27 protein-coding genes are annotated in these 23,654 nt (G+C 69.0%); 10 read left to right on the forward strand and 17 right to left on the reverse strand.

What is annotated here, in order from left to right:
• The first annotated feature begins 31 nt into the window (after window positions 1-31).
• The 9 genes from FHS00_RS11615 to FHS00_RS11655 all read left to right on the forward strand — a co-directional run bounded on the left by FHS00_RS11615 (window position 32) and on the right by FHS00_RS11655 (window position 6,400).
• On the forward strand, window positions 32-859 hold the full coding sequence (locus FHS00_RS11615) for an HpcH/HpaI aldolase/citrate lyase family protein (protein WP_183473530.1): 828 nt from the start codon (window positions 32-34) through the stop codon (window positions 857-859).
• Window positions 856-1,410, forward strand: a complete 555-nt coding sequence (locus tag FHS00_RS11620) for an NnrU family protein (RefSeq protein ID WP_183473533.1) — start codon at window positions 856-858, stop codon at window positions 1,408-1,410. Before FHS00_RS11615 ends, FHS00_RS11620 begins: the two co-directional genes overlap by 4 nt.
• Window positions 1,407-1,610: a DUF1737 domain-containing protein gene (locus FHS00_RS11625; RefSeq protein ID WP_183473536.1), complete on the forward strand. Its 204-nt coding sequence runs from the start codon at window positions 1,407-1,409 to the stop codon at window positions 1,608-1,610. Before FHS00_RS11620 ends, FHS00_RS11625 begins: the two co-directional genes overlap by 4 nt.
• Before the next feature lie 234 nt (window positions 1,611-1,844).
• Window positions 1,845-2,228, forward strand: coding sequence for a succinate dehydrogenase, cytochrome b556 subunit (gene sdhC / locus FHS00_RS11630; RefSeq protein WP_183473540.1), 384 nt, complete (start codon window positions 1,845-1,847; stop codon window positions 2,226-2,228).
• An 11-nt stretch (window positions 2,229-2,239) separates the two neighbouring features.
• Window positions 2,240-2,611, forward strand: a complete 372-nt coding sequence (sdhD, locus tag FHS00_RS11635; RefSeq protein ID WP_183473543.1) for a succinate dehydrogenase, hydrophobic membrane anchor protein — start codon at window positions 2,240-2,242, stop codon at window positions 2,609-2,611.
• 13 nt (window positions 2,612-2,624) lie between these two features.
• Window positions 2,625-4,430: a succinate dehydrogenase flavoprotein subunit gene (gene sdhA, locus FHS00_RS11640; protein ID WP_183473546.1), complete on the forward strand. Its 1,806-nt coding sequence runs from the start codon at window positions 2,625-2,627 to the stop codon at window positions 4,428-4,430.
• Window positions 4,430-4,714, forward strand: a complete 285-nt coding sequence (locus FHS00_RS11645) for a hypothetical protein (protein ID WP_183473549.1) — start codon at window positions 4,430-4,432, stop codon at window positions 4,712-4,714. Before sdhA ends, FHS00_RS11645 begins: the two co-directional genes overlap by 1 nt.
• 64 nt (window positions 4,715-4,778) lie before the next feature.
• Window positions 4,779-5,558: a succinate dehydrogenase iron-sulfur subunit gene (locus tag FHS00_RS11650; protein WP_183473552.1), complete on the forward strand. Its 780-nt coding sequence runs from the start codon at window positions 4,779-4,781 to the stop codon at window positions 5,556-5,558.
• Window positions 5,555-6,400: an urea carboxylase-associated family protein gene (locus tag FHS00_RS11655; RefSeq protein ID WP_183473555.1), complete on the forward strand. Its 846-nt coding sequence runs from the start codon at window positions 5,555-5,557 to the stop codon at window positions 6,398-6,400. The genes FHS00_RS11650 and FHS00_RS11655 overlap by 4 nt, the downstream gene beginning before the upstream one ends.
• Here the strand turns inward: FHS00_RS11655 and deoD are convergent.
• From deoD to FHS00_RS11670, 3 genes are all read right to left on the reverse strand, one after another.
• A complete protein-coding gene (gene deoD, locus FHS00_RS11660; RefSeq protein WP_183473558.1) occupies window positions 6,397-7,101 on the reverse strand; it encodes a purine-nucleoside phosphorylase in 705 nt (234 codons plus the stop codon). The two genes, FHS00_RS11655 and deoD, sit on opposite strands and share 4 nt — an antisense overlap.
• A gap of 58 nt (window positions 7,102-7,159) precedes the next feature.
• Window positions 7,160-7,480: an H-NS histone family protein gene (locus tag FHS00_RS11665; RefSeq protein ID WP_183473561.1), complete on the reverse strand. Its 321-nt coding sequence runs from the start codon at window positions 7,478-7,480 to the stop codon at window positions 7,160-7,162.
• 111 nt (window positions 7,481-7,591) lie between these two features.
• The gene (locus FHS00_RS11670; protein WP_183473564.1) at window positions 7,592-9,019 is read right to left on the reverse strand and encodes a methylmalonyl-CoA mutase family protein; all 1,428 of its coding nucleotides are present in this window, start codon (window positions 9,017-9,019) and stop codon (window positions 7,592-7,594) included.
• A 277-nt stretch (window positions 9,020-9,296) separates the two neighbouring features.
• Here FHS00_RS11670 and FHS00_RS11675 point away from each other — a divergent pair, with 277 nt between their 5' ends.
• Window positions 9,297-10,703: a 1-acyl-sn-glycerol-3-phosphate acyltransferase gene (locus FHS00_RS11675; protein WP_183473566.1), complete on the forward strand. Its 1,407-nt coding sequence runs from the start codon at window positions 9,297-9,299 to the stop codon at window positions 10,701-10,703.
• On the opposite strand, the gene FHS00_RS11680 is transcribed toward FHS00_RS11675, so the two are convergent.
• From FHS00_RS11680 to FHS00_RS11745, 14 genes are all read right to left on the reverse strand, one after another.
• Complete coding sequence (locus FHS00_RS11680; protein WP_183473569.1) at window positions 10,678-12,210, reverse strand: ATP-dependent DNA helicase; 1,533 nt, start codon at window positions 12,208-12,210, stop codon at window positions 10,678-10,680. The two genes, FHS00_RS11675 and FHS00_RS11680, sit on opposite strands and share 26 nt — an antisense overlap.
• Window positions 12,211-12,261: 51 nt before the next feature.
• Window positions 12,262-12,468 carry a hypothetical protein gene (locus tag FHS00_RS11685; protein WP_183473572.1) on the reverse strand — a complete coding sequence of 69 codons (207 nt, stop codon included), beginning with the start codon at window positions 12,466-12,468 and terminating at the stop codon, window positions 12,262-12,264.
• 97 nt (window positions 12,469-12,565) lie between these two features.
• Window positions 12,566-13,315 carry a TIGR02186 family protein gene (locus FHS00_RS11690; RefSeq protein WP_425486043.1) on the reverse strand — a complete coding sequence of 250 codons (750 nt, stop codon included), beginning with the start codon at window positions 13,313-13,315 and terminating at the stop codon, window positions 12,566-12,568.
• A complete protein-coding gene (locus FHS00_RS11695) occupies window positions 13,315-14,232 on the reverse strand; it encodes a sulfite exporter TauE/SafE family protein (protein WP_183473578.1) in 918 nt (305 codons plus the stop codon). Before FHS00_RS11695 ends, FHS00_RS11690 begins: the two co-directional genes overlap by 1 nt.
• A gap of 87 nt (window positions 14,233-14,319) precedes the next feature.
• A complete protein-coding gene (locus FHS00_RS11700; protein WP_183473582.1) occupies window positions 14,320-15,123 on the reverse strand; it encodes a purine-nucleoside phosphorylase in 804 nt (267 codons plus the stop codon).
• On the reverse strand, window positions 15,107-16,075 hold the full coding sequence (locus FHS00_RS11705; protein WP_183473584.1) for an ABC transporter permease: 969 nt from the start codon (window positions 16,073-16,075) through the stop codon (window positions 15,107-15,109). The genes FHS00_RS11700 and FHS00_RS11705 overlap by 17 nt, the downstream gene beginning before the upstream one ends.
• 4 nt (window positions 16,076-16,079) lie before the next feature.
• Entirely contained in the window at window positions 16,080-17,201 is a 1,122-nt protein-coding gene (locus FHS00_RS11710; protein WP_183473587.1) for an ABC transporter permease, read from the reverse strand.
• A gap of 1 nt (window position 17,202) precedes the next feature.
• A complete protein-coding gene (locus tag FHS00_RS11715; protein WP_183473590.1) occupies window positions 17,203-18,804 on the reverse strand; it encodes an ABC transporter ATP-binding protein in 1,602 nt (533 codons plus the stop codon).
• A gap of 73 nt (window positions 18,805-18,877) precedes the next feature.
• A complete protein-coding gene (locus FHS00_RS11720; RefSeq protein ID WP_183473593.1) occupies window positions 18,878-19,873 on the reverse strand; it encodes a BMP family lipoprotein in 996 nt (331 codons plus the stop codon).
• Window positions 19,874-20,057: 184 nt separating this feature from the next.
• Window positions 20,058-20,474, reverse strand: coding sequence for a GNAT family N-acetyltransferase (locus tag FHS00_RS11725; protein ID WP_183473596.1), 417 nt, complete (start codon window positions 20,472-20,474; stop codon window positions 20,058-20,060).
• Window positions 20,471-21,049, reverse strand: coding sequence for a tRNA (adenosine(37)-N6)-threonylcarbamoyltransferase complex dimerization subunit type 1 TsaB (tsaB, locus tag FHS00_RS11730; RefSeq protein ID WP_183473599.1), 579 nt, complete (start codon window positions 21,047-21,049; stop codon window positions 20,471-20,473). The genes FHS00_RS11725 and tsaB overlap by 4 nt, the downstream gene beginning before the upstream one ends.
• Complete coding sequence (locus FHS00_RS11735) at window positions 21,049-21,618, reverse strand: NifU family protein (protein ID WP_183473602.1); 570 nt, start codon at window positions 21,616-21,618, stop codon at window positions 21,049-21,051. The genes tsaB and FHS00_RS11735 overlap by 1 nt, the downstream gene beginning before the upstream one ends.
• Window positions 21,619-21,699: 81 nt before the next feature.
• Complete coding sequence (locus FHS00_RS11740) at window positions 21,700-22,155, reverse strand: universal stress protein (RefSeq protein ID WP_183473605.1); 456 nt, start codon at window positions 22,153-22,155, stop codon at window positions 21,700-21,702.
• A gap of 9 nt (window positions 22,156-22,164) precedes the next feature.
• Window positions 22,165-23,391 (reverse strand): hypothetical protein, encoded by a 1,227-nt coding sequence (locus FHS00_RS11745; protein ID WP_183473608.1) that lies wholly within the window; start codon window positions 23,389-23,391, stop codon window positions 22,165-22,167.
• Window positions 23,392-23,654 lie beyond the last annotated feature (263 nt).

Genomic DNA, 23,654 nt, shown 5'->3' on the forward strand with positions numbered 1-23,654 from the left:
GAGGCGAATTTCAGGCCGACCAAGGACCGACATGCCGTTTCGCTCGATGCTTTACGTTCCCGCCTCGAACGCCCGCGCGATGCGCAAGGCGGTCGATCTCGACTGCGATGCGCTGATCCTCGACCTCGAGGACGCCGTCGCACCCGCCGCCAAGGCTGCGGCCCGGGCGGCGCTGGCCGGGCGCGACGAGACAGGCTCGCCCGCACTGGTGCGGATCAACGGGCTCGACACACCCTGGGGCGACGCGGATCTGGCGGCATTGGCGGACATCGCCTGCGCCGGGGTGCTGGTGCCCAAGGTCGGATCGCCCACTGATCTCGACGCGGTTGCGGCGCGGGTCGACCGCCCGCTCTGGGCGATGATCGAGACACTGGCCGGCGTTCTCGCCGCCGCCGGGATCTGCACGCATCCGCGGCTCGAAGGGGTGGTGATGGGCACCAACGATCTCGCGCGTGCGCTGGGCGCACGCGACCGACCCGATCGCATGCCGCTCATGGCGGCGCTGCAGACGACGCTGCTGGCGGCGCGTGCCGCCGGTGTCCGGGCGATCGACGGCGTGTGCAATGCGCTCGACGACCCCGAACGGATGCGCGCCGAATGCGCGCAGGGACGCGACATGGGCTTCGACGGCAAGAGCCTGATCCACCCGGCGCAGATTGCCGCCGCCAATGCGGCCTTCGCCCCCGACGCCGCCGAGATCGACCGCGCGCGGCGCCGGATCGCCGCCTATCAGGCGGCGCAGGACGAAGGGCAGGGCGTGGCCGTGGTCGATGGCGAGATCGTAGAAGCACTGCATGTCGCCACCGCGCGCGAGACGCTGGCGCTCGCCGAGGCGGTCGCGGCGAAGGAGGGGCGATGATCCAGTTGCTTGCCGGTCTGGCCCTGTGGAGCGGGGCCCATGCCCTGCCCCGGGTCGCGCCGGGGCTGCATGCGCGGCTGGGCCGGGCCGCGCGCGGCGTGGTGGCGGTGACAGTGCTGCTGGGGCTGTGGCTGATGATCCGAGGCTATGGCGCGCAGGATGCCGCGCCGCGCTTTGCCCCGGCGCCATGGGCATGGCACCTCAACAACCTGATGGTGCTGGTCGCGGTCTATCTCTTCGCCGCGTCCGGCATGAAGACTCGCGCCGCCGCATGGCTGCGCCATCCGCAGCTCCTCGCGGTCGCGCTGTGGGGCGGAGCGCATCTCCTGGTCAACACACATTGGGCAGCCGGCCTGCTCTTTGGCGGCTTGGCGGTCTGGGCGGTGGCCGAAATGGCACTGCTCGACGCCCGGGCCCAGATTGCCGTGGCGCCGGCACCCGCCCCGGTCGGGCGCGAGGTCGCGGCACTCCTCGGCGCGGTGGCTGTTTTCATCCTCATCGCGCTGGTGCATGGCTGGATCGGACCCAACCCTTTCGGAGCGATGTCATGAAGATCTACCGCTTTCTCACCGGCGACGACAATTCGGCCTTCTGTCACAAGGTGACCGAGGCGCTGTCCAAGGGTTGGGCGCTCTATGGCGAGCCGACCTATGCCTATGACGCCGCCAATGGCGTGATGCGCTGCGGGCAGGCCGTCACCAAGGAGGCGGATGTCGAATATTCCTCCGATCTCCGGCTCGGCCAACTCTGACCCGAGCCGCCTGAGCCGGTCCGCGGTCGCCAGCGCAGCGGACCGACCGTTACCGCTATCGCTGTGATCACGGCGCGGAGGGCTGTGATCACGCTTGGCGGAATCCTGCCCGTTGCGGCGATTTTTCCACGGTTTCAGGCGCCGTGGCGGGTGACAGCCCGGCCAAAATCGCTAGGGATGATGCCAGCCGGGGCCGCCCATGGGCAGGCCCCCACGCCAGATAAGGACGACGCCATGGCCGACGTGAACCGGGGCAACCGCCCGCTTTCGCCGCATATCTCCATCTATCGCTGGCACATCCCGATGCTGACCTCGATCCTGACGCGGATCACCGGCAACGCGCTGATCGTGACGGCGCTGCTGGTGGTCTGGTGGTTCGCGGCCGCCGCGGCCGGCCCCGAGAGCTTTGCCGTGGCCGATGGCTTCCTGCGCAGCTGGTTCGGCGATCTGGTGATGTTCTTCTCGGTGCTCGGGCTGTGGTACCACACGCTGGCGGGCATCCGGCACCTGATCTGGGACGAGGTGAAGATGCTCGAGATCGACAAGGCCGAGCTGCTCGGCCAGATCATCCTGATCGTCTCGGTCCTGCTCACCATCTTCACCGTCGTCGTTCTCTGAGGGGCACCGATATGGCTTACCTGACCGACCGCAAGCGCGCGCATGGCCTCGGCGCCTCGCATTCCGGCACCCGCCAGCATTGGCGCATGAGCATGTCCTCGGTGGCGCTGGCGATCCTGATCCCGCTCTTCGTCTTTACCTTCGGCGCGGTGCTCGGCGGCACCTACGAAGAGGTGGTGATCTACTACCAGCGCCCGATCCCTGCGGCGATCGCCGTGCTGACTTTCATCGTCGGCTTCTGGCACTTCCGCGCCGGCGCGCAGATCATGATCGAGGATTACAGCCGCGGCTTCACCCGCAAGGCGCTGATCGTCGGCGTGACCTGTCTCTCCTATGCCCTGGCCGCGATCGGCGTTCTCGCCCTGATCCGCCTCGCCCTCTGACCGGAGCCCCCTCATGGCAGCCTACGAATACGAAACGCACGAATACGACGTGGTGGTGGTCGGCGCCGGCGGCGCGGGCCTGCGCGCCACGCTCGGCATGGCCGAGCAGGGTCTGCGCACCGCCTGCATCTCCAAGGTCTTCCCGACCCGCTCGCACACCGTCGCGGCGCAGGGCGGCATCGCCGCCAGCTTGGGCAACATGGGCCCCGACAGCTGGCAGTGGCACATGTACGACACGGTGAAGGGCTCCGACTGGCTCGGTGACACCGACGCCATGGAGTACCTCGCCCGCGAGGCGCCCAAGGCGGTCTACGAGCTCGAGCATTACGGCGTGCCGTTCTCGCGCACCGAAGAGGGCAAGATCTACCAGCGCCCCTTCGGCGGCCACACCACCGAGTATGGCGAAGGCCCGCCGGTGCAGCGCACCTGTGCCGCCGCCGACCGGACCGGCCACGCGATCCTGCACACGCTTTACGGCCAGTCGCTCAAGCAGAAGGCCGAGTTCTACATCGAGTACTTTGCCATCGACCTGCTGATGGATGATGACGGCACCTGCCGCGGCGTTCTGGCGTGGAAGCTCGACGACGGCACCATGCACGTCTTCGCCGCCAAGACGGTCGTCCTGGCGACCGGCGGCTATGGCCGCGCCTATTTCTCCGCGACCTCGGCCCATACCTGCACCGGCGACGGCGGCGGCATGGTGGCGCGCGCGGGCCTGCCGCTGCAGGACATGGAATTCGTGCAGTTCCATCCGACCGGCATCTACGGCGCGGGCTGCCTGATCACCGAAGGCGCGCGCGGCGAGGGCGGCTACCTCACCAACTCCGAGGGCGAGCGCTTCATGGAGCGCTACGCGCCGACCTACAAGGATCTCGCCTCGCGCGACGTGGTCTCGCGCTGCATGACCATGGAGATCCGCGAGGGCCGCGGCGTCGGCAAGGATGGCGATCACATCCACCTGCACCTCAACCACCTGCCGCCCGAGACCCTGGCCGAGCGTCTGCCCGGCATCTCGGAATCGGCGCGGATTTTCGCGGGCGTCGACCTCACGAAAGAGCCGATCCCGGTGCTGCCGACCGTGCATTACAACATGGGCGGCATCCCGACGAACTACTGGGGCGAGGTGCTCAATCCGACGGCCGAAAACCCCGACGCGGTGACGCCGGGCCTGATGGCGGTGGGCGAGGCGGGCTGCGCCAGCGTTCACGGCGCCAACCGTCTCGGCTCCAACTCGCTGATCGACCTCGTGGTGTTCGGCCGGGCCGCGGCGATCCGCGCGCGCGAAGTCGTCGACCCCGCGACCGCGGTGAAGGCTCCGGCCAAGGCAGCGATCGAGAAGGCTTTCGATCGTTTCGACGGCCTGCGCCATGCCAAGGGCGGCGTCCCCACCGCCGAGCTGCGACTTGAGATGCAGCGCAACATGCAGGCCGACGCGGCGGTGTTCCGCACCGACAAGACGCTCGCGGAAGGCATGAAGAAGATGCAGGACACGGCGGCGAAGATGGATGACATCCACGTCACCGACCGCAGCCTGGTGTGGAACTCCGACCTGATGGAGACGCTGGAGCTGGCCAACCTGATGCCCAACGCGCTGGCCACCATCACCGCCGCCGAGGCGCGCAAGGAAAGCCGCGGCGCGCATGCGCATGAGGACTATCCCGACCGCGACGACGAGAACTGGCGCAAGCACTCCCTTGCCTGGATCGAGGGCAACACGGCGCGGCTCGATTACCGCCCGGTGCATCTGGATCCGCTGACCAAGGCGGAGGAGGGCGGCATCGACCTCAAGAAGATCGCGCCCAAGGCGCGGGTCTACTGATGCGCGCCGCGCTTCTCGCGCTGCCGCTTCTCGCGGCCGCCTGCACGCAGACCCCGCTGTCGCCGCTCGATGCGGCACGGGTCTGCGAGCAGCGGGCGCGGCAGGCGCAGGGGCCCTCTGGCAGCGTCAGCGTCGGGGCGAACTCGCGCAGCGGGCTCTCGACCGGGATCTCGATCGGCGTCACCGACGACTACCTGCGCGGTCGCGATCCCTATGAGGTCTACGAGGACTGCGTGGTCGCGCGTAGCGGCCAGCCGCCGGTCCGCCCGCCCCGGCTCAGATGATCCAGATCCATGCGACGACGACCGGGGGCCTGGCCCCCGGCGCTTTCCCCAAGGAGACCTGACCATGGTCCAGCTCACCCTTCCGAAGAACAGCCGCATCACCCACGGCAAGACCTGGCCCAAGCCCGAAGGCGCGACCAACCTGCGCAAGGTCCAGATCTATCGCTGGAACCCCGATGACGGGAAGAACCCGCGCGTCGATACCTATTTCGTCGATGTCGACAGCTGCGGTCCGATGATTCTCGACGCGTTGATCAAGATCAAATCCGAGATTGACCCGACGCTCACTTTCCGCCGCTCCTGCCGGGAAGGGATCTGCGGCTCCTGCGCGATGAACATCGACGGGCGCAACACGCTGGCCTGCACCTACGGGCTCGACGAGGTCGAGGGCGACATCAAGATCTACCCGCTGCCGCACATGCCGGTGGTCAAGGACCTGATCCCCGACCTGACGCATTTCTATGCCCAGCACGCTTCGATCAAGCCGTGGCTCGAGACCGAGACCAACACCCCGGCCAAGGAATGGCGCCAGTCGATCGAGGATCGCAAGAAGCTCGACGGGCTCTACGAGTGCATCATGTGCGCCTCCTGCTCGACGGCCTGCCCCTCCTACTGGTGGAACGGCGACCGCTATCTCGGGCCGGCCGCTCTGCTGCACGCCTATCGCTGGATCGTCGACAGCCGCGACGAGGCGACCGGCGAGCGGCTCGACGATCTTGAGGACGAGTTCAAGCTCTACCGCTGCCACACCATCATGAACTGCGCCAAGACCTGCCCCAAGGGGCTCAACCCGGCCAAGGCGATCCAGTCGATCAAGCACATGATGGTCGAGCGCGCCGTATGACGCAGCCGCCGCCCGACGCCGATGCGCGCCGGGCGGCGCGCCCGGTTCTCGTCTACCCTGACGGGAGCCTGCCCCCGCCGCCGATGGAGCTCTATGCCCGCGCCGCCGCCTCGGCGCACCTGGAGGCGGAAGTGATTGTACCGCCGCGCGACGCGGCGGCGATCGAAGTCCCGGCCGGCTCGATCCTGCGGCTCGGCTGCCCTGAGGGGCCGCAGGTCGGCGACCTCAACCTCTTTGCCCGCGATGACCTCACCGAGCGCTTCTTCTCCGGCAAGACCCGGGCCCTGCACGGCACCCATGTAAGCACTGGCGACCGGCTCTGGTCGTGCTTTCCCCATCTGCGTCCGATGGCCACGATCATCGCCGACAGCCTGTCATGGTACGGCATCGACGCCGACGGGGCCTCGGTGCATGACGTGATCGGCACGCGCTGCGACCCCTACACGCACCACCTGCTCTCGGGCGGGGATTACGATCGCTGCTGCCATTCCAACCTCACCCGGGCGCTGGCGGCGCATCGGGGGCTATCGCTGGCCGAGGCCGAGCCGCATGTGCATGACGTGCTCAACCTCTTCATGTGCACCGGCTTCACCCGCGACACCGGCCGTTACTTCATGAAGGCGAGCCCGGTGCGGGCCGGGGACCATCTCGATCTTTTCGCTGAGATCGACCTGCTGGCAGTGATGAGCGCCTGCCCGGGCGGCGATTGCGGCGCCGGGCATTCGAGCGACCAGGCCGCCTGCCATCCGCTGTCGATGGCGGTGCTGCGCCCGGCCCCCGGTAGCCTGGGCGATTGGATGAGCCCGCCGCGCAACGGCTATGCGGGCGGGCACGGGATTTAGGCGAAGGCCGCTTCCAGCGCGATTTCGACCATCTCGCCGAAGCTCTGCTCGCGCTCTATGGCGGGCAGCTCCTCGCCGGTGACGAGGTGGTCCGACACGGTCAGCACCGCCAGCGCCCGGCGCCCATGCCGCGCGGCGAGGGTGTAGAGTTCGGCCGCTTCCATTTCCACCGCGAGGATGCCGTGCCGCACCATCTGTTCGTGCAGGTCGGGTCGCTCGTCGTAGAACGTATCCGAGGAATAGATGCCGCCGACATGCAGACGCGTTCCGCGTGCATTTGCCGAGTCATGCGCGGCGCGCAATAAGCCCCAATCGGCATGGGGTGCGTAATGAATTTCGCGCAGCATTGCGCGTGACGGGTTTCCGACGCTTGACGCGGTCATCGCGAGCACCACGTCGCGCAGGCCGATATCCTTCTGCATCGCCCCGCAGGAGCCGATGCGGATAAGGGTTTGCGCGTCATATTCGCGGATCAGTTCATTGGCGTAGATCGAGAGCGACGGCATGCCCATGCCGGAACCCTGAATCGTTACCGGATGGCCGCGCCAGCTACCGGTGAACCCCAGCATTCCGCGCACCTCGTTGATGCAGCGCGGCTCATCGAGAAATTTCTCCGCGGCCCATTTCGCTCGCAGCGGATCGCCCGGCATCAAGACGGTCGGGGCGATATCGCCCGGGGCTGCGCCGATATGCGTGCTCATTGCGCGAACTCCGACATGGTCGTGGAAAGGGCCGGCGATCACGCCGGCCCCTGTCTAATCAGATCTCGAAATCCGAGAGCGGCCGCCCGGCGGCCTCTGCCTCGTTGATCCAGCGCGGCTTGCGGCCACGGCCGGACCAGGTCTGGCTCGGATCCTCGGGATTGCGATATTTCGCGGGGGTCTTGGCTTTGGTCTTGCGGCCTTTCGAGGCAGCTTCAGCCAATTCGGCCAGCGAGAAGCCATGTTCCGCAGCCGCGCGTTCGGCAGCTTCGAGCGCGGCTTTTCTTTCGCGTTGCGACACGGTGGACAGCGCCTCGTCGATATCCCGGCGAAGCTTTTCCAGCTCCTTGCGGGACATTTCGTGCAGGTCTTGTGCCATGATCTCTCTTTCCATTCGATAATCGACAGGTTTCTGAGGGTCCAATGTAATGGATAACCGTCAATTACGAGATATCTAAAAGAATAGATTAAGCGCAACGTTTGTTTTTCGTCACGTCACCAAATTCACAATTTCTTGCAAGAAACCGCCGTTGGCGAAGCTGCGCGCTCGCTTCAAGGGCAGCCCGGCCGCTTCAAGCGCCTTTTCGAGCGGTGCGTCAAGCTGAAATTCAATCAGACCGAGCGCCGGCATGGCGCCGAAACCGGCACGGCGCAATTCGGCAAGGGTTTCGATGGCCATTTGCGCCGATTGCGGACTGGGCAAGGACAGCAGCAGCGCCTGGGGGCGATCGTCGAGCACCGCCGCGACGATATCGGAGGGCAATCGACGTGGCCCGGTATCGCGCAGCTCGATCCCACGGATATGGGCTTCGGTGGGGGAGGGCAGGGCGCGCGGCAGCCTCGCGTCGAGCCCGGGGCGGGCCAGCAGGAACGTGACGCCCGACGGCGGCGCGGGTTCGGGCTTTGCTACGGCGCCGGGCAGTGCCCCTGCCATGACCGTTCCCCATTCGCCCGTGGTCACCCCCGCCTTGGCGCAGGCCACCGAGGGGCCCATGACGTTGATGCCGCGCTTGGCAGCTTCGCGCAGCGCCAGCAGCGACTTCTGCACCGCATTGCCGTCACGCTGCCGTCGCCAAGCAACCAGCGCTGCCGCGCGATCGGGCTCGGAAAGCGGTGGGGCGGCATCGGCCGGGCGAGAAGGATCGGTTTCCGGCCAAGGCAGCTCATCGGCTTCGGCGCGCAGTAGTGCCGCGCGCAGTCGCGCCGCCGCGTCGGGGCCGGGTGGGGCAATTTCCGAGGCACCGTGCCGGTACTGGATGAGGTCGGGCCGGGCCGCGAAGCCGGGGCCGTGCCGCTCGGCGACCAGCTCCTGCCAGAGCGTCGTCAGGAGCGCCCCCCAGTCGCGGGCCGCTGCGTCGTCAGCCGGCATTACGATGTCAATCCCACAGGCGGCGGCGCGCAGGTGCTCGGGCTTCTCGCGCCGCGCCGTGGCGGCGAGGAGCGCAAGACCGGAGCGAAGCGTCAGCGCCATCCCTTCGGGGGTGAGCGCGGACACGCGCAGTCGGGCGCCGCGCAGGCCGGGCAGGCGCCGTCCGGCCCAGCACAGCGCATCCGCTCCGAGCCCGAGCGCCGCCCGGTCGGACCAGGCCGGGGCGGCGGCCGCGTGGCGCAGCGCCAACGGGTCATGGAGCAGGGCCCCCTGGGGGGGCGCGACGCCGCGCCGTTCGGCCAGTGCTGCCACCAGGGCCAGGTGCCAAGGACCGGCCGCGCCGCCATCAAGCTCCAGCACGTCCGGCAGCCGGTCGGGCCACAGCGCCTCGAGGTCGCCAAGATGAGCCAGCGCGGGTCCCTCCACCCCGACCAGCCCTGCGGCCAGCGGGTGATCTGAATCGAAGCCCGCCCGGCTCGGCAGGTCGGGCCGCAGGGTGGCGGGGGCGGCCCCCGGCGTCCGGGGCGTCGTGGAGCGGTGAAGGGTCATGGCCTCGTCCGGTTCGCGGGGGCGGCGGGCCGGCCGGGCCTCAGCGGCCCGCGGCGCGCGCCGCACGGGATAGAACGCCGCGTTCTGCGGAAGCCCGTATGATGGGCCGTCGCGGGCCGAGCGTCCAGACCGCGGCACCTTGTAAGGGTCCAAGGGTTCACCGGTCGGGCCGACAGCGTGTTCTGCGCGCATCGCTTTGCGCTGCGGATGCCTGCCCGAGGGCCGATCGGGCCGCCCGGCGCTACCGCAGCGACGACGATTGCGGCAGGGTCGGCCCATGTTCCGTCCCGTCGAGATCCCACTTTGGTTGCTGGTGCTGATCCTGCTCTTCGCGGCGGTCACCTTCGCATCGCATTTCCTGTTCCCCTCGGTGCGCTGGTTCTTCCGCAAGCGGATGGAGCGGGCCGTGGCCCGCCTCAACACCCGGCTCGCGCGGCCGATCGAGCCGTTCAAGCTGGCCCGCCGCCACGACATGATCCAGCGGCTGATCTACGACCCGCTGGTCGCGCAGGCGGTGGTCGAGCACGCCAAGAGCCACGGGGTGCCCGAGAACGTCGCTTTCGAACTGGCCGGGGATTACGCGCGCGAGATCGTGCCCTCCTTTTCGGCGACCGCCTATTTCACCTTCGGAACCCGTGCGGCGCAGTGGCTCAGCCGGGCGCTCTACCGGATCCGGCTGGGGGCGTTCGACCGCAGCGCGATCGACGCGATCGATCCCGACGCGGCGGTGGTCTTCGTGATGAACCATCGCTCCAACATGGATTACGTGCTGGTGACATGGCTGGCGGCGCGGACCTCCGCACTGTCCTATGCCGTGGGCGAATGGGCACGGATCTGGCCGCTGACACCGCTGATCCGGATGATGGGCGCCTATTTCATCCGCAGGCGCGATCGCGGCGCACTCTATCGACGGGTGCTGCAGCGCTACGTGCAGATGGCGACCGCGGGCGGCGTGACGCAGGCAATCTTTCCCGAGGGTGGGTTGAGCCTCGATGGACGGCTCGCCTCTGCCAAGACCGGGCTCCTGGGCCATATCGTCGAGGATTTTGGCAGCCACGGGCGCGACGTGATCTTCGTGCCGGTGGCGCTCAATTACGACCGGGTGCTTGAGGATCGGGTGCTGATCGGGGCGGCACGGGCGGGCAATCGCCGCTTCCGGGTGCCGCCCTCACGTCTGGTGCGTGTGGTGCTGGGGCATCTGGCCCGCCAGCTGACAGGACGGTTCAAAGGTTTCGGCACGGCCTCGGTCGGATTCGGCCGGCCCGTGTCGCTCGCGGAGTTCCTGGGGGATCGGCAGCCGACGCCGCAGGATACCGCCCGGCTGGCACGCGAGATGATGGCCCGGATCGAGGCGGTGATGCCGGTGCTGCCGGTCCCGCTCGTGGCGGGGATCCTGCTCGACGCGGCACCGCTGCCGCCGGGCCGGATCGAGATCCGGGTGGCGGCACGGCTGGCCATGCTGCAGGCGCGCGGCATCGCCCTGCCGCGCCGCGACGCCGCACGGGTTACCGCCGATGCGCTCGAATTGCTCGGGCAGCGCGGGCTGCTGGTCGAGGAGGCAGGCGGTTTGCGTCCGGCGCCGGGCGCCGAGGCAGTGCTCGGCTTCTACGCCGCCTCGATCGCGCATCATTTCGAACCGACGGCGCTGGCCGGTCCGGTCAGCCAGCCGCCTGAGGGGCGCTGAGCTCGAAGGGGACCGCGGGCGCGACGAGATCGTCGGTCCCGAGCGGCTCGGAGGGCTTGGCCAGCATCGAGCGCACCACCCAGCGCAGCTCGCGCTCGGCGCGGGTGATCGCCACATAGGCCAGCCGCTTCCACAACGGCTGGCCGGCTTCGACCCGGCCCATGCGTGCCGCGATCTCGATGTCGGGGGCGAAGACCTGCACCGTGTCCCACTGCGAGCCCTGGGCCTTGTGGATGGTGACGGCGGCACCGTGCAGGAAGGTTGCGCCCATCCGTGCGGCATAGGGAATGAAGGGCTCGGCATCGCCCTCCTGCTCGATCCGCACAATCGAGGCGGCGGAGAGCTGCGGCTCGGGTGCACCCATCACGTGCAGTCGGGAGAAGCCCGGCTTGCGACCAGGACCCATATAGATCACCTGCGCGCCCTTGATCAGACCGCGCGCCTCGAGGTCGAGCCGCTTCTTGCGGTGCTTCAAAGGTAGCTCGATGCCGTCGCAGATCAGCGGCTCTCCCGGCAGCAGGTCGCCCTCTGGCGCGCCATGCGCGGCGCGGAAGGCATGGATCAGCCGGATCCGCGTGGCGTTGCGCCAGACCAGCACCGGGGAGCGGGCCATCAGGTCCGATTCCACACGCGGCGCGAAGACCACCCTCTCGTCGCGCTCGGACGCCTCGCGCACCATCCGCTCGAAGGCGTAGAAATCCACCTGTGGATCGGCCAGCGCGTGGGCGAGATCGAGGATCGGGTTGTCCGCGTCCTGCCGGTGGATGCGGTGCAGCACGTGCTTGTCGGCATCCTTCATGGTGTCGAACACCATGCCGCCCGAGGACTGGACCGGGGGGAGCTGTGCCGGGTCGCCGAACAGCACCAGCGTCGGGAAGATCTCCTTGAGATCCTCGACCTGCTTTTCGTCGAGCATCGAGCTTTCGTCGATGAAGCCAAGGTCGAGCGGCTCCTCGCGGCGTTTCCAGCCGGTGATGAAGTCCGAGCCTCTGAGACCGGCCGCTGCCAATGCCGCGGGGACCGAGCCATGGGTGGCGAAGGCGCCCGCCGCGCGATCGAGCGCCTCGTCGGTGAGCGCCTCGATGTTCGGCCGCTCGCCCTCGCCGGCCAGCCATTCGGCGATCTTCTCGTATTCCGGATCGTAGACCGGGGTGTAGAGGATGCGGTGGATTGTTGTCGCCGGCACGCCGCGATTGCGCAGCACGCTCGCCGCCTTGTTGGTCGGGGCGAGGATCGCCAGCGTGCGGCGGTCCTTCTTGCGTCGGCCCTCCCAGTCGCCCGAGACGATGTCGACCCCTGCCTCCTTGAGCCGCCGGGTGAGCTCGGCCAGCAGCAGCGTCTTGCCGGAGCCTGCCTTGCCGATCACGGCGATGGCGTGGCGCGCTTCGGAGGCCGGCGCCGACAGCAGTTCGTCGTCGAGATCGATGCCGCTCAGGCGCAGGACCTGAGTCACGGCATCCCAGGCCTCGGCCTGGTCGGAGGAGAACGTCACGGCGGGAAGCGTCATGGGCGCGACCCTACCCGTGCCGCGAGCCGGGGGCCAGAGGCGCCGTGGCGGTCAGTCCCTGTGGCCGGCCGGGCGGTTGGCCGGGAGGCGGGCGGGATGCCGGGGCCGGTCGCCCCGGTCGGGCGGGGCGCGGTGCGCCAGCTCCTGCGTGGCATGACCTGCCGCCTCGGACGGCCGATGCGCCAGCCCGGGCAGGCCGTTGCGGATCGCATAGGTCTCGAGATCGTTCAGCACGTCGAACATCCAGCGATGTGACATCGGTTCTCCTTGCGCCTGCGCCGGTGGACCCCCAGGCGCGAGGTTAGCATGGGCGGGGCAGCGGCGGGGAGGCGGGGAATAGCCGGAATTTTACCGGTCAGCGGCGCCAGCCGGCAAAGGCCAGCGACGCGGCCCAGCCGGCCAGCACCGCCAGCGCCAGCGCCATCAGCCCGTAGAGCGCCGCCTGCTGCTGCGCGAAATTGTAGAGCCAGCGCTCGATGCCGACCTTCTGCACGCCGATCACCGTCTCGTAGCGGTCGACCACCGCGCCGCCCCGGGTCAGGAAGATCCGCGTCGTGTAATTGCCCTCGACCAGGTCGGCGGGCAGCGTCAGCGCGGTGCGGAACAGCGTCTCGCGCTCAAGGTCGACCGCCCCTTCCTCGTAGCGGTAGAGGCCCTCCGCGCTGCGGATCCGCAGCAGCGCGGCGACGTAATCGCCCGCACCCGAGACGCGGTTGCCGACGGCGCGGATGGCGCGCGGGATCGACACGGCGTGGCGCAGATCCTCGGTGGCGGTCAGGATCTCCTCCAGCGGGCCGGTGGTCGCCACGGCGTAGAAGGAGGGCGCGGCGTCGACCTCGAAGACCTCGGTGTTGACCCAGATGCCGGCCCGGCGTTCCTTGCGGCGCACCGTGGCCGGGGCGAGCGGACCGGAGACGGTGACGATCACCTCGAGCGGCGGCGCCTCCGGGGGCGGCGCCTCGCGCCGAACCGCGCCGAAGATCAGGATGTCGGAGCCGTCGAATGTGGCGGTGATCGCCACTTGGTCCTGGCTCAGCCCGAGCACGATCTCCTCGGCCCGGGCGGGCAGGGCGAGCGCGATCAGCAGGAACGCGAGACGCAGGATCATGCCGGGCGCACCGTTTCGACGACGTATAGCTCCGACGGCCTCAGCACGAGGCCGAGCGCGAGCTGCCCGCAGACCGCCAGCACCAGGAGCGCCAGCAGGATGCGCAGCTGCTCGGCCTTCATCCGCGCGCCGATCCGGGTGCCGAGCTGCGCGCCGATCACGCCTCCGGCGATCAGCAGCAGCGCCAGCGCGATGTCGACGGTCTGGTTGGTGACCGCGTGCAGCATGGTGGTGAAGGCGGTGACGAAGATGATCTGGAACAGCGAGGTGCCGATCACGACCTTGGTGGGCATGCCGAGGAGATAGATCATCGCCGGCACCATCACGAAGCCGCCGCCCACCCCCATGATCGCGGCCAGCACGCCGACCGACAGCCCGACCATCAGCGGCGGGATGGCCGAGATGTAGAGCCCGGAGACCCGGAACTTCATCTTCAAGGGCAGCGCGTGCGCCCAGTAGTGCTTGCGTCGTTTCGGCCGGGCGCCGGGGCGGCGCGCCCGCAGGAGCGCGTTCACGCTTTCGATGAACATCATCGCGCCGACGGTGCCGAGAAACAGCACGTAGCTCAGCTCCACCAACAGATCGACTTGGCCGCGCGCCTTGAGCCAGTTGAACACCATGATGCCCAGGCCCGAGCCGATCAGGCCGCCGGCCAGCAGCACCGAGCCCATGGCGATGTCGACGGTGCGCCGCCTGAGATGGCCGAGCAATGCCGAGAAGGAGGAGGCGACGATCTGGTTGGTCGAGGTGGCCACCGCCACGGCGGGCGGGATGCCGGCGAGGAAAAGAAGCGGCGTGATCAGGAAGCCGCCGCCCACTCCGAACATGCCGGACAGCACCCCGACCAGCCCGCCCAGGCCGAGGATCAGCAGGATGTCGACCGAAACCTCGGCGATGGGAAGATAGAGCTGCATGCGGGCTCCCGGCGGATGGGCCCGATTAACGCAAGCCCGGCCGGGATTTCCAAGCCCCCGGCCGGAGAAACTGTTCCGTGGCGGTGTTTATTCCGCGTCGCGCAGCATTCGCCGCAACACCTGCTCGAGCTTGGCCGCGCCGAGGGGGGCCATCGCCTTGGTGTGCTCGTGGCCGATCTTCTCGTCGGACATGCCGGCCGCCATGTTGGTGATCGCCGAGATCGCCAGCGCCCGCATCCCGAGAAAGCGGGCGAGGATCACCTCCGGCACGGTCGACATGCCGACCGCGTCGGCCCCCAGCGTGCGGATCGCGCGGATCTCGGCCGGGGTCTCGAAGGAGGGGCCGGAATACCAGGCGTAGACGCCCTCATGCATCTCGACGCCCTCGGCCTCGGCGGCCGCGCGCAGGCGGTCGCGCAGGGCAGGGTCATGCGCGTCGCCCATCGGCACGAAGCGCCGGTCGGTCGTCTCGCCGATCAGCGGGTTCAGGCCGGAGAAGTTGATATGGTCCGACAGCGCCATGATCGAGCCGGTGGGCATCTCGGCGCGCAGCGAGCCGGCGGCGTTGGTCAGGATCACCGCCTCGGCGCCGAGTTCCTTGAGCACCTCGAGCGGCAGCCGCATCTCGTTCGGGTTGCCGCGCTCGTAATAGTGGGCGCGGCCGCCGAAGACGGCGACCCGCTGACCTTCGAGGTTGCCCACCGCGAGCACCGGATTGTGGCCCGAGACGCCCGCATGGGGAAACCCGGCGAGCTGATCATAGGGGATCGTCACGCCCTCGACGGCGCCCGCGATATGGCCAAGGCCGGAGCCGAGGATCAGGCCGTATTTGACGGGCTCGGCCCCGGCTCGGGCCTTGATCAGGCCCGCAAGTTCAACGCTCTTTGACATAGGGTTCGCCTCCGGCGCGGGGCGGGATCGCGCGGCCGACGAAGCCCGCGAGGATCACCACCGTGAGAATGTAGGGAAGGGCGTCCAGCAGCTGCACGCCGACCTCGAAGCCGATCGTGCTCTCGATCACGTCGGGGCGCAACGCGAGCGCCTGCAGGAAGCCGAACAGCAGGCAGGCGCCGAGCGCGTACCACGGCCGCCATTTGGCGAAGATCAGCGCCGCCAGCGCGATGTAGCCGCGCCCCGCAGTCATGTCCTTGACGAAGCCCGCCTGCAGGCCGGTCGAGAGATAGGCGCCCGCGAGGCCGGTGAGCAGGCCGCAGATCGCCACGGCGGCGAAGCGCAGACCCACGACCGAGACGCCGGCGGTGTCGACCGCAGCGGGATTCTCGCCCACCGCGCGCAGCCGCAGGCCGAAGCGGGTTCGGAACAGCACCCACCAGGTCAGCGGCACCGCCAGCAGCGCCACGTAGACCAGAAGCGTGTGGCCCGAGATCAGCTCGGCATAGATCGGCCCGAGGATGGGGATGTCGCGCAATTCGGCCGCGAGCGGCAGGGTGATCGTCTCGAAACGGGCATTGCCCGACAGCTGCGGCGTGCGGCCGCCCTGGCCGAACCAGCTCTGGGCGATCACCACCGTCAGGCCGGCGGCGAGGAAGTTGATCGCCACGCCCGAGATCAGCTGGTTGCCGCGGAAGGTGATCGAGGCGAGGCCGTGGATGCCCGAGAGCAACAGCGCCGCGCCGATCCCCGCCGCGGCGCCTATCAGCACCGAGCCGGTGGCGGCGGCAACGGCGGCCGAGAGGAAGGCCGAGGCCAGCATCTTGCCCTCGAGGCCGATGTCGAAGATGCCCGCGCGCTCGGAGAACAGGCCCGCGAGACAGGCCAGAAGCAGCGGCGTAGCCAACCGGATGGTGGTGTCGAGCACCTGCAGAAGGGTCAGGAAATCCATGGGCTCACTCCGCCGGTTCGGTCTTGCGGGCGGGCTTCGGCGCAGGCCGCAGCCTCAGGAACATCGCCTCCAGCGGCATGCGGACCATGTTGTCGAGCGCGCCGGTGAAGAGGATCACGAGGGCCTGGATCACCACGATCAGCTCGCGCGGGATCGAGGTCCACAGCGCCAGTTCCGCGCCGCCCTGATAGAGGAAGCCGAACAGGAGCGCCGCGAGCAGCACGCCGAAAGGGTGGCTACGCCCCATCAGCGCCACGGCGATGCCGATGAAGCCCGCCCCCTCGACCGCGTTCAGGACCAGTCGCTCGGCCTCGCCCATCACGTTGTTGATCGCCATCATCCCCGCGAGACCGCCCGACATCAGCATGGTCACGACGATGATCCGGGTAGGCGAGATGCCGGCGTATTTCGCCGCCGATTCCGACTGGCCGAAGGCGCGGATCTCGTAGCCCAGCCGGGTGCGCCAGATCAGCGCCCAGACCGCGACGCAGGCGAGAAGCGCCACGAAGAAGGATACGTTGACCGGCGCGCCGCGGAACAGCGCCGTCTCGGCGGTCGAGAACATGTCCTGGAAGGTCGGCAGATGCGTGGCCTCGGGGAAGCGGCCGGTCGCGGGCTCCATCGAGCCCGAGGGCTTGAGCGCGCCGATCAGCAGGTAGTTCAGCAGCGCCGCGGCGATGAAGTTGAACATGATCGTGGTGATCACGATGTGGCTGCCGCGCTTGGCCTGCAGCCAGGCCGGGATGAAGGCCCAGGCCGCGCCGAACAGCGCGGCGCCCACGGCGCCGCCGAGGATCGCCAGCGTCCAGTGCGGCCAGGGAATGTAGAGCGCGACCAATGCCACGCCCAGGCCCCCCAGCATCGCCTGGCCTTCGCCGCCGATGTTGAACAGCCGCGCATGGATGGCGATCGCCACGGCGAGGCCGGTGAAGATGAAGTTGGTCGCGTAGTAGAGCGTGTAGCCCCAGGCATAGGTCGAGCCCATCGAGCCGTCGACCATCAGCTTGAGCGCGGCCCAGGGGTTCTCGCCGATGGCGAGGATGACGAGGGCGGAGAGCAGGGCGGCGAGCAGCAGGCTGATCAGCGGGATCAGCACCACGTCGGCCCATTGCGGCATACGTTGCATTTCAGGCCTCCTTGGCGGCGCTGGCGCGCTTGCGGGCGAGGTTGGCCTCGATCTCGGCCTCGCTGTGCGGCTTGTCGGTGTCGGTGATGCCGGCCATCAGCAGGCCGAGCTCACGCTCGTCGGTCTCGGATGGCACGCGCTCGCCCATGATCTGGCCGTCGAACATCACCGCGATGCGGTCGGAGAGCGACATGATCTCGTCGAGTTCGACCGAGACCAGCAGCACCGCCTTGCCCATGTCCCTGAGCGCCACGATCTGCTGGTGGATGAATTCGATCGCGCCGATGTCGACGCCGCGCGTCGGCTGGCCGATCAGCAGCAGGTCCGGGTTGCGCTCGATTTCGCGCGCCACGACGATCTTCTGCTGGTTGCCGCCCGAGAAGTTCTTGGCGGCGAGGTTGGGGTTCGGCGGGCGCACGTCGAAGCGCTCCATCTTCGCGGCGGCGTCGGCCTTGATGGCCGCGTTGTCCATGAAGATGCCTTTGTTGAATTCCGGCTTGTCGTGATAGCCGAAGGCCACGTTCTCCCACGCCGCGAAATCGAGGATCAGACCCTCGTGATGCCGGTCCTCCGGCACGTGGGCGATGCCGCGCGCGCGGCGGGTGCGGGCGTCCGACTTGCGGCCGGTGAGGTCGATCTCCTCGCCGTTGAGACGGATCCGGCCCTCGGCCTTGCGGTAGCCGCCCAGCACCTCAAGGAGCTCGGACTGGCCGTTTCCGGCGACCCCGGCGAGGCCGAGGATCTCGCCGGCGCGGATCTCCAGACCGATGCCGCGCAGCCGCTCGACGCCCTTGCTGTCGATCACCCGGAGGTTCTCGACCTCGAGGATCGTCTTGCCGGGCGTGGCGGGGGCCTTCTCGACCTGCAGCAGCACCTTGCGCCCGACCATCAGCTCGGCCAGCTCGGGCGGCGAGGTTTCGGCGGTCTTGACGGTGGCGGTCATCTCGCCGCGGCGCATCACGCTCACCGTGTCGGTGATCTCCATGATCTCGCGCAGCTTGTGGGTGATCAGGATGATCGTCTTGCCCTGGTCGCGCAGCCCCTTGAGGATGCGGAACAGGTGGTCGGCCTCGGCCGGGGTCAGCACGCCCGTGGGCTCGTCGAGGATCAGGATGTCGGCCTGCCGGTAGAGCGCCTTCAGGATCTCGACCCGCTGCTGCATGCCGACGCCGATATCCTCGATCTTCGCGTCGGGATCGATGTTGAGTTCGTACTCGGCGGCCAGCGCCTTGAGCTCGCGCCGCGCCTTGGCGAGCGAGGGGCGCAGCAAGGCGCCGTCCTCGGCGCCCAGCACCACGTTCTCGAGCACGGAGAAGTTCTGCACCAGCTTGAAGTGCTGGAACACCATGCCGATGCCGGCGCGGATCGCGGCCTGGCTGTCGGGGATTTCGGTATGCTTGCCGTTGATGAAGATCTCGCCGGCATCGGCCTTGTAGAAGCCATAGAGGATCGACATCAGCGTCGACTTGCCGGCGCCGTTCTCGCCGATGATGCCGTGGATCGTGCCCGGCATCACCCGGATCGAGATATCCTTGTTGGCTTGCACCGGTCCGAAGGCCTTGGAGATGCCCTTGAGCTCGATCGCGGGGGTCTGGTCGGTCATGCGGTTCGGTCCTTCGGAGCGAAACGGGGCCGCGCATCGCGGCGCGGCCCCTTCTTTCCTGCCTGTGAGGCGATCAGAAATCGAGCGAGGGGCAGCCTTCGTCGCTCATGTAGTCGTGCACTTCGATCTCGCCCGAGGCGATCTTGGCCTTGGCGTCCTCGACGGCGGCGGTCATCTCTTCGGTAACGAGCGCTTCGTTGTGCTCGTCCACGGCGATGCCGACGCCCTCGTTATCGACGCCCATCACGTAGAAGCCGGTCTCGATGTTCTCACCCGCCTGGAAGGCGTCGTAGACGGCGTTGTCGACGCGCTTGACCATCGAGGTCAGCACCGAGCCGGGCTGCAGGTAGTTCTGGTTGCTGTCGACGCCGATCGACAGCTTGCCCTCGTCGGCAGCGGTCTGCAGCACGCCGATCCCGGTGCCACCGGCGGCAGCGTAGACCACGTCGGCGCCTTGGGAGATCTGCGCCTTGGTCAGCTCGGAGCCCTTGACCGGGTCGTTCCAGGCCGCCGGAGTGGTGCCGGTCATGTTCGACAGCACGGTGATGTCGGGGTTCACCGCCTTGGCGCCCTGGGCATAGCCGCAGGCGAACTTGCGGATCAGCGGGATGTCCATGCCGCCGATGAAGCCGATCGTGCCGCTCTCGGAAGCCATGGCCGCCATCTGGCCGACGAGGTAGGAGCCCTCGTGCTCGTTGAACACGACCGAGCGGACGTTGGGCTGATCGACCACGCCGTCGATGATCACGAAGTTGGTCTCCGGGTAGTCGCCGGCGATTTCTTCGAGCGGGGTCATGAAGGAGAAGCCCACCGTGACGATCGGGTTGTTGCCGGCTTCGGCGAAGCGGCGCAGCGCCTGCTCGCGCTGGGCGTCGGACTGCAGCTCGACCTCGGCATAGGAGTTGCCGGTCTCCTCGGCCCAACGGGTCGCACCGTTATGGGCGCTCTCGTTGAACGACTTGTCGAACTTGCCGCCGAGATCGAAGATCAGCGCCGGATCGGCCAGCGCCGCGCCAGCGGAAAGGGCGAGCGCGGCGGTCGCGCCGAGGAATTTCGCGAGATGGGTCATTCATAGCTCCCTGTCAGGTCTGGCGCCGCCCGAAGGGCATGCGCCGTGCCGGTCATGCGCCGGCTCATGGCAGGATAAGGCAATGCGCGACCCTTTGGGGTCAACTGATTTTTCCCTGATTTGCGCCAAGTCACCGGGCGTTTCGGGCCGTTCCGCCCACGAGGGCGACTGACGCAAGGGTAGCCTATCGCAATGGGCGGCGCAGGATCAGCGCGGCAGCGGGCGCCTGCCCAGGCCGGGGATAATAGCCCGGACGCCGCCCAGCGCGCATATAGCCTGCCGCTTCGTAAAGCGCGCGCGCCGCCGCGTTGTCCTCTGCCACTTCGAGGAAGGCAGTCGTGGCCCCCGCGGCATGGGCGGCGGCGTGGAACGCGGCGAGGGCGGTGCGCGCCCGGCCCTCGCGGCGGTGATCGGGATGTGTGGCGAGCGTCAGGATCTCCGCCTCGTCGAGCGTCGCGCGGCCCAGCACGAAGGCGGTCGCATCCCCGGTGAAGATCGCGCCCGGCGCGGCGAGCAGTGCTGAGAACTCCGCCGCGCTCCAGCCGCGCTCGGCCGGAAAGGCCGCCGCGTAGGTGTCGGCCAGCGCCTGCGGATCGCTCATTCGATGAGCAGCGGCGCGGGATCGCGCGGCGGGGCCGCGTCGGCGGGGCGGACATAGAGCGGGGCGGGGCGCGGCTGCGGCGTGCCGGCACGCTCGCACGCGAGCTGGGCTATGGCCCGCACCAGTGTCTCGGCATCGGGCGCGTGCAGGACTTCTCCCGCCTGCGCGGCCGGGGCGAGGCGGGGCGGCTCGGCGCCGGTCTCGGTCAGATGCTGAAGCCATAGGTGATCGCGCGGGGCGGGCAGGGCGACGGTCACCGGGCGCGGGTGGCCCAGAGCTGCGGCCTCGAAGCCCGAGACGCCGATTGCCGGGACGCCCAGCCCCAGCGCCAGCCCGCGCGCCGCCGAAACGCCGATCCTGAGACCGGTGAAATTGCCCGGACCGGTGCCGACGCCGATCGCCGCGAGGTCGCGCCAGCCGAAGCCCTCGGCCGCGAGCAACTCTTCGAGCAGCGGCATCAGCCGTTCGGCCTGACCCTTGGCCATCGGCTCGACTCGGACCGCGACCCGGTCCCCCAGAAGCAGCGCGGCCGCGCAATGCGCGGCCGACGTGTCGATCGCCAGAAGCGGGGTCATCAGGCCGCGACGGGCCGGACCTCGACCACCTCGGGGATGTAGTGCCGCAGCAGGTTCTCGATGCCCATCTTGAGCGTCAGGGTCGAGGAGGGGCAGCCGGCGCAGGCGCCCTGCATGTGCAGGTAGACGATGCCGCGGTCGAAGCCGTGGAAGGTGATGTCGCCGCCATCCTGAGCCACGGCCGGACGAACGCGAGTGTCGAGCAGTTCCTTGATCTGTTCGACGATGGCGCCGTCTTCGCCGGTGTGCTCGGCATGACCGCCCGAGGCGCTGTTCGAGGTGCCGTCATCGATCGCCGGGGCACCGGACTGGAAATGCTCCATCACCGCGCCCAGCACGGCGGGCTTGATGTGGTCCCACTCGACGGTTTCGGTCTTGGTCACGGTGACGAAGTCCGAGCCGAGGAACACGCCCGCCACGCCGCCGGTCGCGAAGATGCGCTTGGCCAGCGGGCTCGACTGCGCGGCTTCCTCGGAGGGGAAATCGGCGGTGCCCATCTCGAGAACGGTCTGCCCCGGCAGGAACTTGAGCGTCGCGGGGTTCGGCGTGGATTCGGTCTGGATGAACATCGCGGCCACCTTTCGTTGCAGGCCCCCGATATGCGCCTCCGGACCCGCGAAGTCAATGTTTGGAACGATTCTAAATCGCACTCAGGTGATCGCCTCGAGCCGCTCCTTGGAAATGTCGCCCGGCACGATGGTGATCGGCACCGGCAGCGAGCCTGCCTCGCGGGTGAGTTGGGTGACCAGGGGGCCCGGCCCCTTGCGATCCGAGCCCGCGCCCAACACCAGCACGCCGATCTCGGCATCCTCGCGGATCTGGGCGAGGATCTCGGGCACGGTGTCGCCTTCGCGGATCACGAGTGTGGGATGGACGTTCTGGCGATCACGCATCCACTTGGCGAAGACCTCGAAATGCACCTCGATCCGCTCGCGGGCCTCCGCGCGCATGATCTCGCCCACCCCGACCCAATGATTGAACTCGTCCGGAGAGATCACTGACAGGATGGTGACGCCGCCGCCGGTCTTGCCGGCGCGCATCGCCGCGAAGCGCATGGCGTTGAGGCATTCGCGACTGTCGTCGAGGATCACGAGGAACTTGCGCATGAATTCTCCCTATTCGGCCGGAGTGTGGCCGAGGCCGGGGTGCATGGCAACGGGGCGGCGCAGTGGCGGATCGGGGCGCAGCCGAGGCGCGGGCCGGGTCAGCGGCGGCTCGGGCCGGATCGCGGCGGCCGGCGCGGCGCGGCGCGGGCGCGGTGCCTCAGCGGTGGCGCGCTGGCGCACCGGTACGCGCAGCAGCGCGAGGATCATCCGCCCGATCCGCTCACCGAGCAGTAGGAGTACCTGTCCCGCCAGCAGCCATGCCAGTGCCGCCGCGCCGATGGCGATATCCGACAGCCGCACCAGCGCCCGGAAGGCTCGGCCCTTGCCGAGGATCTCGAGCGTGGCGCGCGTATCGGGGCCAGCGACCTCCGACAGCCTTGCAAGCCGGCGCGCATCGTCGGCGTCGTCGACATGGCGCAGCATCAGCACCGCATCGGTGAGCGAGCTGTTGGCCGCGATCCGGCCCAGATCCGACGCGAGATCACCGATCCGCGCCACCCGCGCCGCGTCCGCCACCTCATCGAGCCGGGCCCGGCCCAGCGCCAGATCGTCGACCCGGTCGAGCCGCAGCCCGATATCGGCCATGCCGCGCAGCTCCTCGCCGAAGCGGCCCGTCACCGTTCCCAGCCGCCGCGCCAGCCGCAGCGCGGTCGCGCCCGCCTTGACCGTGACGCTGGTCCCGCCCGACGCGAGCACGAGCCCGGTCGCGCCGAGGCCGACCCCGGCCAGCGCTACCTCGATGCGGTCGACCTCCTCGCCGCGCAGCGCGGTCTGCGCCGCGCGGCGCAGCGCGTTCAGATCGCCCAGAGGCGTCATCTCGACCGTCACGCCGCACATCGCCAGGAGCGCCACGCGCGGGCAGGCGGTGATGTCGGCGGCGCAGACCGCGCAGTCGCGCGCCGCCGCGAGCGCCCCGGTCTCCTGCGCCTCGAGCGCCTGCATCCGCCCCAGCAGCGCGGGCGAGGGGGCGATGCCGTGCCGGCCACCCACCGCCGAAACCATGCGCATCGCGTCGAGATCCTCGGCCAGAAGCGCGCGGTCCATCTCGGCCATGTACCATTCGGGGGTGACTTCGCGCGCCAGCGCGGCCCGCAACTCGAGCGCCACCGCTTCGGTGCTGCGCTGGAGATAGGGCGTGGCGAAGGGGTTCTGCGTCAGCAGCAGGACCAGCGCCAAGGCGCTGAGCACCGGAGGCACCAGCGCGAGCAGGCGATCGAGGATACGCCAGGGCCGCATCAGCCGCCCGTGCCCCGCACACCGCGCCGTTGAAGAGCGCTCGCCTTCCGCGCGCCTGCCATGGTCATGATCCTCCGCTCTGCGGGCAGGCTAGGCAGGCGGCCGGCAGGGGTCCAGAGCTGCCGCGCCGCCAGCCGAGATCCTTCCCGGCGGCGTTGCGCTCACGCCGCGCAAAAGCGCTTGACCGAGGGGGAGAGGGCCATGTCTCCGGCTGGCATTCCTTGCGCCTGGGCAGTCCGGACCATAGGTGCCGTACGACTCCT

Origin of the sequence: Limimaricola variabilis, from assembly GCF_014195545.1 — a bacterium.
Classification (GTDB): Bacteria; Pseudomonadota; Alphaproteobacteria; order Rhodobacterales; family Rhodobacteraceae; genus Limimaricola; species Limimaricola variabilis.

Coding starts and splice junctions, on each gene's coding strand:
- FHS00_RS11655 (WP_183473555.1), top strand. CDS start 5,555: ATGACGCAGCCGCCGCCCGACGCCGATGCGCGCCGGGCGGCGCGCCCG.
- FHS00_RS11740 (WP_183473605.1), bottom strand. CDS start 22,155: ATGCGCAAGTTCCTCGTGATCCTCGACGACAGTCGCGAATGCCTCAAC.
- FHS00_RS11720 (WP_183473593.1), bottom strand. CDS start 19,873: ATGACCCATCTCGCGAAATTCCTCGGCGCGACCGCCGCGCTCGCCCTT.
- FHS00_RS11685 (WP_183473572.1), bottom strand. CDS start 12,468: ATGTCACATCGCTGGATGTTCGACGTGCTGAACGATCTCGAGACCTAT.
- FHS00_RS11725 (WP_183473596.1), bottom strand. CDS start 20,474: ATGAGCGATCCGCAGGCGCTGGCCGACACCTACGCGGCGGCCTTTCCG.
- FHS00_RS11680 (WP_183473569.1), bottom strand. CDS start 12,210: ATGACGCTTCCCGCCGTGACGTTCTCCTCCGACCAGGCCGAGGCCTGG.
- sdhD (WP_183473543.1), top strand. CDS start 2,240: ATGGCTTACCTGACCGACCGCAAGCGCGCGCATGGCCTCGGCGCCTCG.
- FHS00_RS11745 (WP_183473608.1), bottom strand. CDS start 23,391: ATGCGGCCCTGGCGTATCCTCGATCGCCTGCTCGCGCTGGTGCCTCCG.
- deoD (WP_183473558.1), bottom strand. CDS start 7,101: ATGAGCACGCATATCGGCGCAGCCCCGGGCGATATCGCCCCGACCGTC.
- FHS00_RS11650 (WP_183473552.1), top strand. CDS start 4,779: ATGGTCCAGCTCACCCTTCCGAAGAACAGCCGCATCACCCACGGCAAG.
- FHS00_RS11675 (WP_183473566.1), top strand. CDS start 9,297: ATGTTCCGTCCCGTCGAGATCCCACTTTGGTTGCTGGTGCTGATCCTG.
- sdhC (WP_183473540.1), top strand. CDS start 1,845: ATGGCCGACGTGAACCGGGGCAACCGCCCGCTTTCGCCGCATATCTCC.
- FHS00_RS11715 (WP_183473590.1), bottom strand. CDS start 18,804: ATGACCGACCAGACCCCCGCGATCGAGCTCAAGGGCATCTCCAAGGCC.
- FHS00_RS11735 (WP_183473602.1), bottom strand. CDS start 21,618: ATGTTCATCCAGACCGAATCCACGCCGAACCCCGCGACGCTCAAGTTC.
- FHS00_RS11695 (WP_183473578.1), bottom strand. CDS start 14,232: ATGCAGCTCTATCTTCCCATCGCCGAGGTTTCGGTCGACATCCTGCTG.
- FHS00_RS11705 (WP_183473584.1), bottom strand. CDS start 16,075: ATGGATTTCCTGACCCTTCTGCAGGTGCTCGACACCACCATCCGGTTG.
- sdhA (WP_183473546.1), top strand. CDS start 2,625: ATGGCAGCCTACGAATACGAAACGCACGAATACGACGTGGTGGTGGTC.
- FHS00_RS11645 (WP_183473549.1), top strand. CDS start 4,430: ATGCGCGCCGCGCTTCTCGCGCTGCCGCTTCTCGCGGCCGCCTGCACG.
- FHS00_RS11625 (WP_183473536.1), top strand. CDS start 1,407: ATGAAGATCTACCGCTTTCTCACCGGCGACGACAATTCGGCCTTCTGT.
- FHS00_RS11620 (WP_183473533.1), top strand. CDS start 856: ATGATCCAGTTGCTTGCCGGTCTGGCCCTGTGGAGCGGGGCCCATGCC.
- tsaB (WP_183473599.1), bottom strand. CDS start 21,049: ATGACCCCGCTTCTGGCGATCGACACGTCGGCCGCGCATTGCGCGGCC.
- FHS00_RS11700 (WP_183473582.1), bottom strand. CDS start 15,123: ATGTCAAAGAGCGTTGAACTTGCGGGCCTGATCAAGGCCCGAGCCGGG.
- FHS00_RS11710 (WP_183473587.1), bottom strand. CDS start 17,201: ATGCAACGTATGCCGCAATGGGCCGACGTGGTGCTGATCCCGCTGATC.
- FHS00_RS11615 (WP_183473530.1), top strand. CDS start 32: ATGCCGTTTCGCTCGATGCTTTACGTTCCCGCCTCGAACGCCCGCGCG.
- FHS00_RS11665 (WP_183473561.1), bottom strand. CDS start 7,480: ATGGCACAAGACCTGCACGAAATGTCCCGCAAGGAGCTGGAAAAGCTT.
- FHS00_RS11670 (WP_183473564.1), bottom strand. CDS start 9,019: ATGACCCTTCACCGCTCCACGACGCCCCGGACGCCGGGGGCCGCCCCC.